The organism is Pseudomonas sp. GW456-L13 (genome assembly GCF_017350115.1).
GTDB lineage: Bacteria > Pseudomonadota > Gammaproteobacteria > Pseudomonadales > Pseudomonadaceae > Aquipseudomonas > Aquipseudomonas jessenii.
In genome coordinates this window covers 114,521-130,314 of the sequence record NZ_JACNAS010000001.1, presented here as the reverse complement: position 1 = coordinate 130,314, position 15,794 = coordinate 114,521, and the positions used below count along the sequence as shown (strand labels likewise).

The window sequence follows — 15,794 nt, the reverse complement described above, 5'->3', positions numbered from 1 at the left end:
CCTTGTCGATCAGAACAAGGCGAACAGGTGTGCGCCGAGGAACAGGTGGTCGATCCAGAACACCTGGTGCATGAGCACGATGATCCAGAACACCAACTGGTAGGAGATTTTGCGGGTTTTGTGCCGGAACGCTTGCTGCGCCAGCAAGGCACCGGGCCAGCCGCCAGCGAGCTCCAGCGCATGCAGGACATTCTCCGGCGTACGCCATTGCTCGGCGCGGGCCTTGTGCTTGTCGCTCCAGTACAGGAAAAACGTCACGACGCTGACGATGCCGTAGGCCGCCAGGGGAATCAGCGACACCCCGTGCAGCCATGAAGACACCGACCCCGACAGCGGCAACGCACACAGGAGTGCAAACACCAGCCACTTCAGCCGTGGATGACGGATCTGTCCCCCGGGCTGGCGCCCGGGGTTATTGCGCGAGCTTGAGTCACTCACGGCTTGACCGCGCTCCAGTCGACCCAGCCGAACTGCCAGGTCGCCAGGATGATCAGGCCGAACACAATGCGATACCAGGCAAACGCCGCATAGCTGTGGTTGGCGATGAACTTGAGCAGCCCGCGGACCGCGATCATCGCGAAGACGAACGCCGTGACGAAGCCGATCGCGAACACCGGGAAATCGGACGGGACAAACAGGTGACGGTATTTGTAGCCAGAGTACACCGCTGCGCCGACCATGGTTGGCATCGCCAGGAAGAACGAAAATTCGGTAGCGGTCTTGCGCGACAGGCCGAACAGTAACCCGCCGATGATCGTCGAGCCCGAACGCGAAGTGCCCGGAATCATGGCCAGGCATTGGGCGAAGCCGACTTTCAGGGCATCTTTCCAGGTCATGTCATCCACCGTTTCGGCGTGGACTTCATGCTGCCGGCGCTCGGCCCACAACATGACGAACCCGCCCACGACCAGCGCCGCTGCCACGGTGATCGGATTGAACAGGTACTCGTGGATCATGTCGGCGAAGATCACGCCCAGCACCACGGCCGGGAAGAACGCAATCAACAGGTTCGCGGTAAACCGCCGAGCGCTCGGCTGGGTCGGCAGGCCGATGACCACATCGAAGATCTTGCGTCGAAACTCCCATACCACCGCCAGGATGGCACCCAGCTGGATAATGATGTTGAACGCCATCGCCCGCTCGCCCCCGAAGCCGAGCATGTCGGCCACGATGATCTGGTGGCCGGTACTGGAAATGGGCAGGAACTCGGTCAGCCCTTCTACAACCCCAAGTATCAATGCCTGAAAGGCGGTCCAAAGATCCATCAATCCCCCAAAAGGCTATGCGCGCCGGCATGCCCCGTTAATATTTTTCCAAAGCTTGAATTGCGATCAGCCTAGCTGAAGCCCCGCGCATCAAGGATCACCACGGAACCGTCAAAATCCTGTGAAAAAACAATCCTGATCCGGGTTTACCCGCGCGGGGCCGAAATCCTATCAGACAAGTCCGATTGGCGCTGCCGCGTTATTCGCGCACCAACGAAGCACACCCTGCCCCACGGGATTCCCGACGCCAATCCGGTTACAATCGGCCCCCTCTTCGATTTCACCAAGGAACCTCCATGTCCGGGCTTGAACTGTTTGCCGCCACCCTCGGTGTCATTGCCGTCTGGCTGACGGTCAAACAGAACACCTGGTGCTGGCCCATCGGTCTGGTCATGGTGCTGCTCTATAGCTGGATCTTTTTTGAGGTGAAGCTGTATTCGGACATGTTGCTGCAAGTCGTCTATGCCGCCTTGCAGCTTTACGGCTGGTGGCAGTGGACACGGGCTGGCGAAACGACCCATGGCCGCGAAGTCAGTTGGCTCGATTCCCGTTCCGTGGCGTTGAGCCTGGCCATCGGCGCACTCGGCAGCCTGTTGCTGGGGGCGGCCATGGCCCACTGGACCGACGCCGCGCAACCCTGGCTCGATGCGGCGCTGACCGGATTCAGCCTGGTGGCGCAGGTCTGGATGGCGCAAAAACGTGTCCAGTGCTGGCCGCTATGGATCGCCCTGGATGTGATTTTCGTCGGCCTGTTCATCTATAAGGACCTGTACCTGACCGCCACCCTGTACGGGCTGTTCGCCGTTATCGCCGTGCAGGGCTGGCGCCAATGGCGCGCCGATCCGGCGTTGCGCGCATGAAAGTCCTGGTACTCACAGGCCCTGAATCCAGCGGTAAAAGCTGGCTGGCGGCCGAGTTGCAACAGCGTTTCGGCGGGATTCTGGTCGACGAGTATGTGCGCTGGTTCATCGAGCACAATCCCCGGGACACCACCTTGGCCGACATTCCGGACATCGCCCGCGGTCAATTGGCATGGGAAGACGAAGCCCGTGCGCAACAACCGTCTTTGCTCATCCTCGACACGCACCTGCTGAGCAATATCCTCTGGAGCCAAACCCTGTTTGGCGACTGCCCCGCCTGGCTCGAACAAGCGCTACTGGCCCGGCATTACGACTTGCACTTGCTGCTGTCGCCGGAACACGTCGAATGGACGGACGATGGCCAGCGTTGCCAACCCCGATTGTGTGAGCGCCAGGCATTTTTCGAGCAGACCCTGGCCTGGCTTGAGCACCACGCCCAACCGGTTCAAGTACTGCGCGGAGATTGGGCAGAACGCCGATTCCAGGCACTGAACGCCGTGACCCGATTGCTCGGAGCCTGACCGGCCTTTTGGGGCAATTTCCCCACTATCCCCCCCTGTCCCGGGGGAAAAGTGTCCGGTCCTGAAACACCCTTCCCGCCTCAAACCGCCTGTTTAAGCGCCCTTCACCGCTGGATCATCGGATTTGTTAAGTCATTGATACAGCACCGCTGAAACCCTTGTTCCAGAGCGATTTATCCGCAAATAAGGGCTGCCTGCGCAGGGTTTCGTCTCACCTTTGAAACATTCTCGGCAAAGGCTATCCGGACAATATCCATAAGCCATTGAATCAACGAGATATTCAAAAACCGGCACAGCTTTCGCTCTCTTCTTCAAAAAGCCGACCAGAGCCAGCCCACATGAGAAGGAAAGACCGTCGTGGGGATACTCGATAAACATGCCTTGACGTGCCTGCTGCTTTTCGCGAGCGCTGCAGGCGCGGTTATCAGTTTTGACGTTCAAGCCGAAGGCAACGGCGTCATCGTGCTTGATCGAACCATTCACCCGACGCCCATCGGTCGCAGCGGCGGCAGGGATCCAAACCCCAACACCCTCAATGCCAACCCATCGGCCCGCGTCACCGGCGAACTCAGTGATGCCGACATCGCCGGGGTCACCACCGGAACCGCCCTTCGCCACAACAACGGGCAAAGCCTGGGTGGCCTGCAAGGCCTCAACGCCGTCACCAACCCCAACGGTATGCCCGGCATGTCTGTCGGTCACGGTGGTGGCAGTGGCAGCGCCATTTCCGGAACCATCAACCGCGCCATGAGCAGCGGCCTCGGTTCACTGGGCAGAATGGCGGGAGGCCAATGAGATGTGTCGATCCCTGCTGTTACTTGCCCTGCTCGGCTGCACCAGTGTGATGGCCGATTCGGGCGTCAGTTCGGTGAACAACGCCACCCTCCAGGATTCGGGTACTCAATACCGCGGCAACTTCAACGTCAATCAGGCGGCTGGCGATCAACAACAGCAGGCCAACGTCCGCGCGGTCGCCATTGGCACCCAAGCCGGTGCGATCACCAGCGTCCGGCAGAAAATCACTACGCCCGCCAATCCGTCGATGGATGCGACGGTCACTATCGGCGGCTCCTCCTTCAGTAATGGCAACGGCGTACTGGGCGTCAACCAGAGCGCCGGGGCGAACAACCAGATGGCCAACGCCATGCGCATCAGCATCAGCGCCGCACCGCAAGCCATCGACGATAGTGCCCTTTCTCAACAGAACGTGGCGTTGTTACCGAACTCGGGAGCAACTGGCGCCCCAAATGGCAGTCGCCAGGTCGTGACAAGCGATCAGGCCTTCACCGGCAGCCGGGGAGTGATCCAGGTAAACCAGAGTGCCGGGGTGGGAAACCGAATGGCTAACACCTTGAGCATCCGGGTCGCTGACTGACCCGAAACAGTGCGATTAGGGAAGTACCAACACCTGACCAACTAATGAGCACGGAGAAACACCATGAACCCGACAACTGCTCTCAAACCTCTGGCTTTCGCTCTGGCAGCAGTGATGGCATTCGCAGCACAAGCAGGCAGCCTTGATGATGATCAAGGCAACGGCCAGAGCGACGGCCAGAGCAACAACCATCAGCCTAAAGGCCCGACGCTGGAACAAATTCTGCAGATTACAGCAGGCGCCGGGGCCGCCGTGCTGGACTCGCAGGAAAGCAGTGACAGCAGCGTATTGAGCCGGGACACCAGGAACGACGCTAGGGTCGATAACTCCCTGAACAACTCCAACGGCAACATGGGCGCCAACGTTGCAGCCGGTAACGGCAACCAGCAAGACAACGCCGCCGCCCTTGCTACGGCTGACGAAAGCTTCATCTTCGGCACCGCGGTCGCCGCCTCCAGCGCGACTCAGAAGAGCACCGGCAACACCGCCAGGAAACACTCCAGCACCAACAACACAACGCTCAACAACGCAGGTAACAGCGGTTCCGGCAACATCGGCATCAACGTGACCACCGGGGACTTCAACCAACAGAAAAACAACCTGGCGATTGCCGTTTCGGGCGGTCGTGTAGCGCAAGCGGCGGCGGCGGCCAACCAAAGCACGTCCGGACTGAACGTCACCAACAACGCCAACCATGACGACAGCACCCAGACTGATTTCGCTACCGTGGGTGTACTCGGTCTGGCGGGTGTAACCACTCAACAAGTGATCACGCCAGAGGGCTGGAAAGCCCCTGTAACCAACAATGCGTCGATAACGGGCTCGATGAACAACTTCTCCGGCAACGGCGGAGCCAACGTATCGTCTGGTGTGGGCAACCAGCAAAGCAACTCGCTGTCCATCGCCGCGGGCTGCAAGTCCTGTCTGTAATCGCGATTGCAATGAAAGCCCCGGCGACGGGGATTTTCCACAGTCCCAAGGCGTATCGATCATGCGTAAGACTGTCCTTTTCGCCCTGCTCTGCCTGTCTGGCCTGACCCAGGCTGCACAGATGCCGGTTGCCGCCCTGCCGGGCGGCGTGCTGGTGTACAAGCACGTACAGAGTTTGCGCGAGCGCAAGTTCAGCGACATCGTCGAACAAAAAACCGATTTCAGCTGTGGCGCCGCCGCGCTGGCAACGATACTGCGCCAGGCCTATTGGCTCGACGTCGATGAGGAGCACATCATCAAGGGCATGCTGGTCACCGCAGACCAGGACCTTGTGCGTACCCAGGGTTTTTCAATGCTGGACATGAAGCGCTACATAGAGCGCATCGGCATGCGCGCCCGGGGCTACAGGATCCCGCCGGAAAGACTCGAATCCGTGACGATTCCGGTGGTGGTATTGATGGAAATTCGCGGCTACAAGCACTTCGTGGTGTTGCAGCGGGCGGACAAGAACTGGGTGTATATCGGCGATCCGGTACTCGGTCACAAACGCTACTCCCATGATGACTTTGTCAAAGGCTGGAATGGCATTATTTTCGCTATCGTCGGTCCCGGTTACGACAAGACCAATGCGTTACGCAGTCCACCGGAACCGCTGACAGCCAAGAACAAGATGGATAACTTCAACCCGGTCAAAGATGCCGAATTGATGGATTTTGGTTTCATACAGAGCGACTTCTTTTAATCGCCAACAAGATGATAGGGGGCAGGATGCTCCGGGAGCAGCAAATGAAAACCTCGTATTGGGTGGTCGCTGTCTGTCTGGCAGCGAACACTTCAGGTTTTGCTGATGAGTTCAGACCCATCGAAATCAAGGACCAGGAACTGGCCGAGTTGCGTGGCCGATATGTGATGCCGGGGCGGGTCATCAGCTTCGGTGTCGTCATGAGCAGTACCTGGCGCAATGCCAGTGGTGACCTGATCGGAGCCTCCACCTCGATGCAGCTTCAAGCCGCAACGGTCAAGCCCGAGTTCTATGTTTCGACCATCAAGCAATCGGGTCATGGCGGTACGTCCAGGTCGGGCAGCGGTCACGTGTCGGGGGGCGCAGCCCTGAGCACTTCCCGGGGGATAACCCAGGTCACACGGGCCGCAGGTGATGGCAACAGCGCAAACAACAACATCGCCATCAACGTCAAAGAGGCCAGCACGGCCCCGGCACTGGTGGCGGGCCAGGGCCAGGCGCTGATAGCCGGTCAAACCATCACCGGCAGCAATGCCGCAGGCAGTGTCGCGGTATCCGCGACCAGCGGCGGCGTTCAGATGGCCATTACCGCCAACAACAACCAGGGCACCAGCCTGCAACAAGTCGCCCAGGGCGGGTTGCTGCAAAACACCCGGTTGCTGGGCAGCAGCAATGTGGTCGACAACATGACTCAACTCAACGTAGTGCTCAACAATAATGGCCCGAGTGCGGGGGCATTGGACTGCAACCTCAACCAACTCGCTGCATTACGGACCATGGGCTATTGAACTACGCTGAGTCTGGACCATTGGGCACAAATGGACGGCATATTTCATGTACCGATCAGTATCACTGCGTGCAGTTGCATGCTTGAGTGCTCTACTCCCGGCGGCGATGTTGCAGGCAGCACCTGACCCGGAACTGGAGGCTCTCAAACAAGAGCTCCTGGAGTTGAAACAACGATACGAAGTACAGCAAAAAGCCCTGGCGGTTCTCGAACAACGGGTCCGCCAGGTCGAAGAGCAGCCCGCCTCGCCCGCTCCCAAACGCTTGGCCAAGTCGCCAGCGGATCTCAAGGGCAATCCAGGCGTCGGCACCGGCGCCGCAGCCGCCTCGGGGGGGAGCGGCAGCTCTTATGGACAATCGCTGGCCAATGACTCGCAACCGGCGCAAAGCGTTTCGAACCTGTATGACGAGGCCAGCGGGTTTTTCGGCGGTGGCAAGTTCAGCGTCGAAACCGGGATAACCTACTCCCGCTACGATTCCCGCCAACTGGTCCTCAACGGTTTTCTAGCCCTGGACTCGATCTTCCTGGGCGCTATCAACCTGGACCGGATCAAGGCCGACACCTGGACGCTTGACCTCACCGGTCGCTACAACTTCAACAATCGCTGGCAGTTCGACCTGAACGTACCGGTTGTCTACCGTGAGTCCACGTACCAGTCCGGTGGCGGCAATAGCGGCGCCGCAAACGTCACGACCGAAGACACCGTCAAGGAAGACCCGACCATAGGCGACGTCAACTTCGGTGTCGCCTACAAATTCCTCGACGAATCGGCCAACACGCCGGATGCCGTGGTGACCTTGCGCGTCAAGGCGCCTACCGGCAAAGACCCGTTCGGCATCAAGCTGGTTCGGGTGGCCGATAACTCAAACCTGGCCGTGCCTGAATCCTTGCCTACCGGTAACGGCGTCTGGTCGATTACGCCGGGGATCTCCCTGGTCAAGACGTTCGACCCGGCGGTGCTGTTCGGCAGCCTGTCCTACACGTACAACATGGAAGAGTCTTTCGACGACATCAGCTCCAACCCGGCGGTCGAGACACCGGGCAAAGTCCGCATTGGCGACAGCTTCCAGATCGGCGCCGGCATTGCGTTCGCCTTGAACGAAAAGATGAGTATGTCGTTCTCGGTCTCTGACCTGGTGCAACGCAAAAGCAAGCTCAAGGAAGATGGCGGGGATTGGCAAGCGGTGGTCTCCAGCGATGCCAACGCCGGTTACTTCAACATCGGCATGACCATTGCGGCCACCGACAGCCTGACCATCGTGCCCAACCTGTCCATCGGCATGACGGACGATGCCCCGGACTTCCAGTTCAGCCTGAAACTCCCCTACTACTTCTGACCCGAACAAAAAACCCGCTGCAACTGCAATCGCAGCGGGGTTTTGGTTTGCGGCCGGGGTTCAGCGAATCTGGTGCTTGTGCAACAACCGGTAGAAGGTCGGTCGCGACACACCCAATACTTTGGCGGCGACACTCAGGTTATCGCTGTGGCGACTCAATACATCGCACAACGCCTGGCGTTCGGCCCGGGACTTGTATTCTTCGAGGGTGCCCATCGGCGCTGCCAACGTATGCTGACTGATCAACCCCAGGTCACGGGCCTCGATCTGCCGGCCTTCGGCCAACACCAGCCCGCGACGAACGCGGTTGGCCAGTTCGCGAACATTGCCTGGCCAGTCGTGTTTGCCCATGGCAATCAACGCGTCTTCGCTGAAACTGCGTGGGCGGCGCCCGGTTTCATGGCTATAGAAATGGGAGAAATGGTTGGCCAACACCGCCAGGTCGCCATGGCGCTCGCGCAGCGGAACGGTCGCCACTTGCAGTACGTTCAAGCGGTAATACAGGTCTTCGCGAAAGCGTTTCTTCTCGATGGCGGCTTCAAGGTCGGTATGCGTTGCCGCCAGAACCCGCACATCCACCGGAATCAGCTGACTGCCACCCACCCGCTCGATGTGTTTTTCCTGGAGGAACCGCAACAGGTTGGCCTGCAACTCCAGTGGCAGGTCACCGATCTCGTCGAGAAACAGGGTGCCACCGTTGGCGGCTTCTATCCGTCCGACCTTGCGTTGGTGCGCGCCGGTAAATGCGCCTTTCTCATGGCCGAACAACTCGGACTGGATCAAATGCTCGGGAATCGCACCACAATTGATCGCAATGAAGGGTTTGTTGTGACGCTGGGACTGACGATGCAGGGTTCGTGCGACCAGTTCCTTGCCAGTGCCGCTTTCACCGCGAATCAACACCGGAGATTCGGTCGGAGCCAGTTTGCTCAACAGCTTTCGCAGCTCACGAATAGGTTTGCTGTCGCCCAGCAATTCGTGCTCGGGCTGGTCGACATAGACCGTGCCCTGCCCGCGCAAGCGCGCCATGCCAAACGCGCGCCCCAGTGTTACCTGAACCCGGGACACATCGAACGGCAAGGTATGAAAGTCAAAAAACCATTCACAGACAAAGTCGCCGACATTTTGCAGCCGCAGTACTTCCTGGTTGAGTACGGCTATCCACTCGGTGCCGCTGCGGCTGATCAGCTCTTTGACGGCCTCCGGGTGCTCAAGGTGATAAGGCTGCAAGCGCAGCAAGCCCACGTCACAGGTTCGGTCAACGGCGTTCTCCAGCGTGCAGCTGTCAACGTCCCAACCGATGGCGCGCAATCCAGGGACCAGGCGATAGCAATCGTCACAGGGGTCCACCACTAACAAACGTCGTAAGGCAGGCGCATCACTCATGACTGATCCTTGGCGCCAAATTTATGAAAATTTAATAAAAACAGTCATTTGGCAGGCCTGGCTGTAACATTAGCAAGAATTTGACAGGGCCTTGTACTGTTTGACTATAGGGATGTCACAAAACCAGTTATAAGTTGCGATTATGTTAGTCACCTAACGACTGTTTCCTTTCATTCAGCTTTCAATATCAGCTCTTCCTTGAATCTGTGAAAATAAAGTGGAAATTTCTTTTGATTGTGTGTGACCCGAACCCCGGTTGCGGGCATCAGTACAAGTAACCAGCTGAACGGTAAGCCCAACCGTCGGCCTATCACTTGATTGGGCATACAGAGAGAAGACCCTATGAACGCCCCGCTCCGTATCAACGAAGCACTTCTGATTGCCGACCGCGCATTTAAACCATTCAAATGCGTGGCCTGGGCCCCACAAGACGGCAATGGCGAACTCAGCCTGACCGTTATCGACCGCACCAGCACCCGCATTGGCCGCAAGCAGATCCCAAGCAGCGCCTATTCCGATCCCGCGCAACTCGAACTGCTGCTGGAACAGGCTCGCGCCGAATTGAGCGAGGAAGGTTACACACTGCAGTCGTGGTCGATGCCGCACTAATCGTTTTGCGGATTACTCTGGGGTAATCCGCGCCCTTTTCCTGTCTTTAGTTCGCAGTTTTTTCTGGCCGCGCACACTACGTGACACTGTTTAATTCGAACTTCACATACGCCTGATACTTTGCAGGCTCGCCATTGGTTCGAAAAGACACTGTTGTGGCACACAGCGACCCTCCGTCTGTTAGTTCTTACTGTTGTGCATCCCTTCATTCAGGGATTGAATAATCTCCCTATCAAGTCGCCACCCAAACTTCCGGATCAGGACGACTCGCAAGGAGATGCGGTGCATGTCAAGCCAGTCCGCTTTTGCCTACTCCGCGACCCGGAAAAACGCCGGGGCCCTCGATACGACGTTTGCCGCCAACGGCAAAACCCAGGTCTATTTCGCCGACAGCCTTTTCAGCCTGGCCAATGACGTTGCGATCGATGCGCAAGGTCGCTTGCTGGTAGCCGCAAAAGTCGGCATGGCCGATGGCACCCGCTTTGGCCTGGCCCGCTTGCTGGCGGATGGTTGCGCAGACCTGACGTTCGGCAAACAAGGCAGTGTCATCGGGCAATTCGAACCGGGGTTCGAAGCCATGGGCACCAAGGTCCTGATCCTGCCCGACGGCAACATCCTGTTGGCTGGCCTGCAATACGTAAACGCGCACCGCACGCTCCCGGCCCTGGCATTGCTGGATCAAGATGGCCGCCTGGTGCAAGGCTTTGGCGATAATGGCCGCCGTGTCGTGCGATTGCCTGGCGATCTGTCCCTGGGCATGCGCGATATCCGGCTGCCTCTGGGTGTGCCGGGCGCAGAAGCCTGCGATGTGGCCATACAGCAAGACGGCCGGATCCTGATCCTGGCCAACCATCACTACGAACTGGCCGATCACGTCGGCATGTTGATACGTCTGGATGTCGAAGGCTCGCTGGACTGCTCGTTCAACGACCGCGGCTTCGTGATGGTCAGGCACCTGCTGATGAATACCTGGCTCAGCAGCCTGACGGTACAACGTGATGGCCGAATCCTGGTCGGTGGATCGATCAATTTTCCCGAGGAAGGCTTGCTGGCACGCTATCACCCGGACGGGCGCCTCGACGACCGATTTGCCGTGGATGGATTCATGACCTTCAAGGCGCAAGGGCATGGCGCCCGGGTCAGCCGGGTGGTCCAGCAAAACGAAGGCGAAATCCTGTGTTTTGGCAGCAGTCGCGAGCCGATGCACTGCCTGACATTTAAAATGCACAGCAACGGGCGCCCCGACAGTCATTGCAACGGAGGACATCCGCAGCGGCGGGAAATCGGTTACAGCGGATGCCAGTGGACCGCCGCACAGTTACAACCTGATGGCAGTGTGCTCACGGCGGGCGCCACCATCGGCGGCGTCGAAGCAGACTTCATTCTCGGGCGATACCTGCCCAACGGCCTTCCCGATCGCCGTTTTGGCAAAGGCAGCGGCTATACACGTACGCGCCTGGGCCCCAGCCTGGATACCGCCACCTGTGTCGCCGCGCACGCCGATGGAAACATTGTAGTGGGAGGCTATTCGCTGCACGGAAACTACAAGGCGGTCATCGCTCGTTTCCAGGGATAAACACCGGCATTTTTCCTGCGCTTGATCTTCTCGCGCGCTTGCGGCAACTTGCGCGCTTCTCAAGACAAGGAGCAGCCGATGTCCGGTTCAATGGCCCAGGCGTTCGCGCACAACTTTCTCGGGCACTCGCCCCGTTGGTACAAGGCCTGCATCGTCGGCTTTCTCATCCTCAATGCCCTGGTGCTTTGGACCGCAGGCCCGGTGGTTGCCGGCTGGCTACTGGTGCTGGAGTTCATCTTCACCCTGGCCATGGCACTCAAATGCTATCCGTTGATGCCCGGCGGCCTGCTGTTGATTGAAGCCCTGCTGCTGAAGATGACCACGCCCCAGGCGCTGTACGACGAGTTGCTGCACAACTTCCCGGTGATCCTGCTGCTGATGTTCATGGTGGCGGGTATCTATTTCATGAAGGACCTGTTGCTTTACCTGTTCTCGCGCCTGCTGCTCGGGGTCCGCTCCAAAGCCCTGCTGTCCCTGATGTTCTGCTTTCTGTCGGCCTTTCTGTCGGCGTTCCTCGATGCCTTGACTGTGACCGCCGTGATCATCAGTGCCGCCGTAGGTTTTTACTCGGTGTATCACCGCGTCGCCTCGGGCAACGATCCGCGCCAGGACAGCGAGTTCAGCGACGACCAACATCTGCCCACCCTGCATCACGGTGATCTGGAACAGTTCCGCGCCTTCCTGCGCAGCCTGCTGATGCACGGTGCCGTGGGCACCGCGCTGGGCGGTGTCTGTACGCTGGTCGGTGAACCGCAGAACCTGCTGATCGGCCATGAAATGGGCTGGCACTTCGCTGAGTTCTTCATCCGGGTTGCGCCGGTATCCCTGCCGGTACTGGTTGCCGGGCTGGTAACCTGCGTCCTCCTGGAAAAGCTGCGCTGGTTCGGATACGGCACGCTGCTGCCGGATAACGTTCGTGCGGTGCTGGCCAACTACGCCGCCGAAGACAATGCCGAGCGCACCACGCGCCAAGGTGCAGCGCTACTGGTGCAAGGCTTTGCCGCATTGATTCTGATTGCCGGGCTGGCGTTCCACATCGCCGAAGTGGGTTTGATCGGTTTGATGGTGATCGTGTTGATTACCGCCTTTACCGGCATCACCGACGAACACCGCCTGGGCACAGCGTTCAAGGACGCCATGCCGTTCACCTCATTGTTGGTGGTGTTTTTCGCCGTGGTCGCGGTGATTCACGACCAGCAACTGTTCGCCCCACTGATCCACTGGGTGCTGACGCTCCCGGCAGACCAACAACCGGGCATGCTGTTCATTGCCAACGGCCTGCTGTCCGCCATCAGCGACAACGTGTTCGTGGCAACCATTTACATTACCGAAGTGAAGCGCGCGTTCATGGCGGGAGAGATGACCCGTGAGCATTTCGAAACCCTGGCGATTGCGATCAATACCGGTACCAACCTGCCGAGCGTGGCGACGCCCAACGGTCAGGCGGCGTTTCTGTTCCTGCTGACCTCGGCAATTGCACCGCTGGTGCGTCTGTCGTACGGGCGGATGGTCTGGATGGCGCTGCCGTACACCGTGGTGATGGGGACATTGGGCTGGTATGCGGTGAGTTACTGGCTCTGACACCGCCGAGCCTTTGTGGCGAGGGGGCTTGCCCCCGTTGGCTGCGCAGCGGCCCCAAAACCTACTACTACGCTGTAGCAGGTACACCGAGTGATGAAATGGCGACTGCTTCGCAGCCGAACGGGGGCAAGCCCCCTCGCCACAAAAGCTCGCTCCCACTGGAGATAGGTGCTATCCGAGACGGTGCCAGACGCGACCGTCACGGGTGAGCAGTTCTTCGCCGGCCTTGGGGCCGTTTTCCCCGGCAGCGTAGCTCTGCACGCTGGAATCCTGCTGCCAGGCATCCAGGAACGGCTGCACGGCGCGCCAGCCGTTTTCGATGTTGTCGGCGCGCTGGAACAGCGTCTGGTCACCCGTCAGGCAATCGTAGATCAGGGTTTCGTAGCCGGTGGAAGGCTGCATCTCGAAGAAGTCCTTGTAGGCGAACCCCAGCTCGATGTTGTCCATTTTCAAGGCCTGGCCGGGACGCTTGGCCAGCAGGTCGAACCACATGCCTTCGTTCGGCTGGATCTGAATGCGCAAATAGGTCGGTTGCAGCTCATCGACTTCGGTATCGCGGAACTGCGCATAGGGCGCCGGCTTGAAACAGATCACGATCTCGGTGTCACGCACACTCATGCGCTTGCCTGTTCGCAGATAGAACGGCACGCCGACCCATCGCCAGTTATCGATCATGACCTTGAGGGCCACATAGGTTTCGGTATCGCTGTCGGGTGCGACGTTGTTTTCCTGGCGATAGCCCGGCAGTGCCTTGCCGTCGATCTCACCGGAGGTGTATTGGCCGCGCACCGAGTTGGCGCGGGCTTCCTCCACCGTCCAGGGCCTGATCGCGCCAACGACCTTGGCTTTCTCGCCGCGCACTGCATCGGCGCCGAACGCGGCGGGCGGTTCCATCGCCACCATCGCCAGCAACTGGAACAGGTGATTGGGCACCATGTCCCGCAGCGCGCCGGTGTGCTCATAGAAACTGCCACGGGTTTCCACGCCCACGGTTTCGGCGGCGGTGATCTGCACGTGATCGATGTAGTGATTGTTCCAGAACGCTTCGAACAGGCTGTTGGAGAACCGGCTGACCAGGATGTTCTGTACGGTCTCCTTGCCCAGGTAATGGTCGATGCGGTAGATCTGCTTTTCCGTCATCACCTTGAGCAGGCAAGCGTTCAAGGCTTCGGCTGTATGCAGGTCGGAACCGAAGGGTTTTTCGACCACCACCCTTCTGAAGGCCTCGGGGTTTTCTTCCAGCAAGCCGGCCGAGCCAAGACGGCGCACCACTTCACTGAAGAAACGCGGCGCGGTGGCCAGATAGAACACCGCATTGCCGGTACCGCTGTCGGCGATTTTTGCCGCCAGCGCTTGATAAGTGCTGTCGTCCAGGAAATCGCCCTGAACGTAGCTGATGCCTTTGGCGAGTTTGGCCCACAGCGCCGGGTCAAGGGCTTGATCGCCCTTGCCGGTCCTGGTGGCCACCTCGTTGCGGATGAAGTCTTCGAGTTTTTTCGCGAAGCCTTCATCACTGATGGCGTTGTGGTCAACGCCGATGATCCGCAGTCCATTCCCGAGTAAACCGTCACGGCTGAGATTGTACAGCGCCGGCATCAGCAGGCGCTTGACCAGATCGCCGTGGGCGCCGAACAGGAACAGCGTGGTCGGCGGCGCGGGTTCAGCCTTGGATTTCCTGCGGATCGCGTGGGTCATTTTTTCGAGGTCTCCACATGGCCGCCGAAGCCGAAGCGCTGGGCCGAGAGAATCTTGTCACCAAAGGTGCCTTGCCCACGGGAACGGTAGCGCGAGAACAGCGAGTTCGACAGCACCGGCACCGGCACCGCTTGTTCCATGGCGGCTTCGATGGTCCATTGACCTTCACCGCTGTCGGCCACGGACCCGGAGAAACCGTCGAGTTTCGGATCGCTGGCCAGGGCGTCGGCAGTCAGGTCCAGCAACCACGAGGACACCACGCTGCCACGGCGCCACACTTCGGCGATATCGGCGACGTTCAGATCGAAACGCTGGTCTTGCGGCAGGCTCTCGCTGTTTTTGGTCTTGAGGATGTCGAAGCCTTCTGCGAACGCCTGCATCATTCCGTATTCGATGCCGTTGTGGATCATCTTCACGAAGTGCCCGGAACCGGCCGGACCTGCATGAATGTAACCACGCTCGGCACGATCGTCGTCGGACTTGCGGTCCTTGGTGCGCGGGATGTCGCCCAGGCCAGGGGCCAGGGTGGCGAACAGCGGGTCGAGGCGCTTAACCGTCTCGGCATCGCCGCCGATCATCATGCAGTAACCGCGCTCCAGGCCCCAGACACCGCCGGAGGTACCGACGTCGATGTAGTGCAGGCCTTTTTCCGACAGGGTCTTCGCCCGGCGGATATCGTCTTTATAGAAGGTGTTGCCGCCGTCGATGATGGTATCGCCGGCGTCGAGCAAGGTGCTCAGGGTGTCGATGGTTTCTTCGGTCGGCGCGCCAGCTGGCAGCATGACCCAGACAGCACGCGGCCTGGCGAGGCCGGCGACCAGCGCCGGCAGATCGGTGACGCCCGTGGAGCCCTCTGTAGCCAAGGCTTCGACAAAGGCGGTATTGCGGTCGTAAACAACGGTGGTGTGCCCGTTGAGCATCAGGCGCCGCGCAATATTGCCGCCCATGCGGCCCAGTCCAATAATCCCGAGTTGCATGTGCTGATGCTCCCTACTACAAATTAAAGTGTGTCAAAGGTTATAGCCCAACGCGACTCATGAGGTTAGTCCAGAGCGTTGGCACGAAGTTTCCGGGCATTGTGCCCGATCCTGATGGATAACGTCGGGAATCAAACCGAAGACACAACGACC

Annotated in this window: 17 protein-coding genes; 11 read left to right on the top strand and 6 right to left on the bottom strand. The window is 59.3% G+C overall.

The genetic code is table 11. The annotated features are described in order from the left end of the window. Nucleotides 1–9: 9 nt before the first annotated feature. Together J4D25_RS00620 and J4D25_RS00615 are read right to left on the bottom strand one after the other, a co-directional pair. Entirely contained in the window at nt 10–438 is a 429-nt protein-coding gene (locus J4D25_RS00620) for a DUF1294 domain-containing protein (RefSeq protein ID WP_057714746.1), read from the bottom strand. After that, nucleotides 435–1,265, bottom strand: coding sequence for an undecaprenyl-diphosphate phosphatase (locus J4D25_RS00615; protein WP_057714745.1), 831 nt, complete (start codon nt 1,263–1,265; stop codon nt 435–437). Before J4D25_RS00615 ends, J4D25_RS00620 begins: the two co-directional genes overlap by 4 nt. A gap of 296 nt (nt 1,266–1,561) precedes the next feature. On the opposite strand from J4D25_RS00615, the gene pnuC reads away from it, so the two are divergent. Then, nucleotides 1,562–2,125 carry a nicotinamide riboside transporter PnuC gene (pnuC, locus tag J4D25_RS00610; RefSeq protein ID WP_057714744.1) on the top strand — a complete coding sequence of 188 codons (564 nt, stop codon included), beginning with the start codon at nt 1,562–1,564 and terminating at the stop codon, nt 2,123–2,125. Further along, the gene (locus J4D25_RS00605; RefSeq protein WP_057714743.1) at nt 2,122–2,646 is read left to right on the top strand and encodes an AAA family ATPase; all 525 of its coding nucleotides are present in this window, start codon (nt 2,122–2,124) and stop codon (nt 2,644–2,646) included. Before pnuC ends, J4D25_RS00605 begins: the two co-directional genes overlap by 4 nt. A gap of 132 nt (nt 2,647–2,778) precedes the next feature. Here J4D25_RS00605 and J4D25_RS26840 read toward each other — a convergent pair whose 3' ends face one another. Next, a complete protein-coding gene (locus tag J4D25_RS26840; protein ID WP_219733177.1) occupies nt 2,779–3,129 on the bottom strand; it encodes a hypothetical protein in 351 nt (116 codons plus the stop codon). Here J4D25_RS26840 and J4D25_RS00600 point away from each other — a divergent pair. The 6 genes from J4D25_RS00600 (at nt 3,010) to J4D25_RS00575 (ending at nt 7,817) form a co-directional block, all read left to right on the top strand. Further along, the gene (locus J4D25_RS00600; RefSeq protein WP_224795400.1) at nt 3,010–3,441 is read left to right on the top strand and encodes a hypothetical protein; all 432 of its coding nucleotides are present in this window, start codon (nt 3,010–3,012) and stop codon (nt 3,439–3,441) included. The two genes, J4D25_RS26840 and J4D25_RS00600, sit on opposite strands and share 120 nt — an antisense overlap. 1 nt (nt 3,442) lies before the next feature. Next, nucleotides 3,443–4,021 carry a hypothetical protein gene (locus J4D25_RS00595; RefSeq protein WP_057714741.1) on the top strand — a complete coding sequence of 193 codons (579 nt, stop codon included), beginning with the start codon at nt 3,443–3,445 and terminating at the stop codon, nt 4,019–4,021. Nucleotides 4,022–4,084: 63 nt separating this feature from the next. Then, nucleotides 4,085–4,951, top strand: coding sequence for a hypothetical protein (locus J4D25_RS00590; protein WP_057714740.1), 867 nt, complete (start codon nt 4,085–4,087; stop codon nt 4,949–4,951). A 61-nt stretch (nt 4,952–5,012) separates the two neighbouring features. Beyond that, nucleotides 5,013–5,693 (top strand): C39 family peptidase, encoded by a 681-nt coding sequence (locus J4D25_RS00585; protein WP_057714739.1) that lies wholly within the window; start codon nt 5,013–5,015, stop codon nt 5,691–5,693. 26 nt (nt 5,694–5,719) lie between these two features. Continuing rightward, entirely contained in the window at nt 5,720–6,481 is a 762-nt protein-coding gene (locus J4D25_RS00580) for a hypothetical protein (protein WP_079246748.1), read from the top strand. Between the two features lie 46 nt (nt 6,482–6,527). Next, the gene (locus J4D25_RS00575; protein WP_057714737.1) at nt 6,528–7,817 is read left to right on the top strand and encodes a hypothetical protein; all 1,290 of its coding nucleotides are present in this window, start codon (nt 6,528–6,530) and stop codon (nt 7,815–7,817) included. Nucleotides 7,818–7,877: 60 nt separating this feature from the next. Here the strand turns inward: J4D25_RS00575 and J4D25_RS00570 are convergent, their stop codons facing one another. Continuing rightward, the gene (locus tag J4D25_RS00570; RefSeq protein WP_057714736.1) at nt 7,878–9,203 is read right to left on the bottom strand and encodes a sigma-54 dependent transcriptional regulator; all 1,326 of its coding nucleotides are present in this window, start codon (nt 9,201–9,203) and stop codon (nt 7,878–7,880) included. Between the two features lie 342 nt (nt 9,204–9,545). Here J4D25_RS00570 and J4D25_RS00565 point away from each other — a divergent pair, with 342 nt between their 5' ends. The 3 genes from J4D25_RS00565 (at nt 9,546) to nhaB (ending at nt 12,969) form a co-directional block, all read left to right on the top strand. After that, nucleotides 9,546–9,812: a hypothetical protein gene (locus tag J4D25_RS00565; RefSeq protein ID WP_057714735.1), complete on the top strand. Its 267-nt coding sequence runs from the start codon at nt 9,546–9,548 to the stop codon at nt 9,810–9,812. A 286-nt stretch (nt 9,813–10,098) separates the two neighbouring features. Beyond that, nucleotides 10,099–11,388, top strand: a complete 1,290-nt coding sequence (locus J4D25_RS00560; protein ID WP_057714734.1) for a hypothetical protein — start codon at nt 10,099–10,101, stop codon at nt 11,386–11,388. Nucleotides 11,389–11,466: 78 nt separating this feature from the next. Continuing rightward, entirely contained in the window at nt 11,467–12,969 is a 1,503-nt protein-coding gene (gene nhaB / locus J4D25_RS00555) for a sodium/proton antiporter NhaB (protein WP_057714733.1), read from the top strand. A gap of 171 nt (nt 12,970–13,140) precedes the next feature. Here nhaB and zwf read toward each other — a convergent pair whose 3' ends face one another. Next, nucleotides 13,141–14,664, bottom strand: coding sequence for a glucose-6-phosphate dehydrogenase (zwf, locus tag J4D25_RS00550; protein WP_057714732.1), 1,524 nt, complete (start codon nt 14,662–14,664; stop codon nt 13,141–13,143). Continuing rightward, nucleotides 14,661–15,641 (bottom strand): phosphogluconate dehydrogenase (NAD(+)-dependent, decarboxylating), encoded by a 981-nt coding sequence (gnd, locus tag J4D25_RS00545; protein ID WP_057714731.1) that lies wholly within the window; start codon nt 15,639–15,641, stop codon nt 14,661–14,663. The genes zwf and gnd overlap by 4 nt, the downstream gene beginning before the upstream one ends. Nucleotides 15,642–15,794 lie beyond the last annotated feature (153 nt).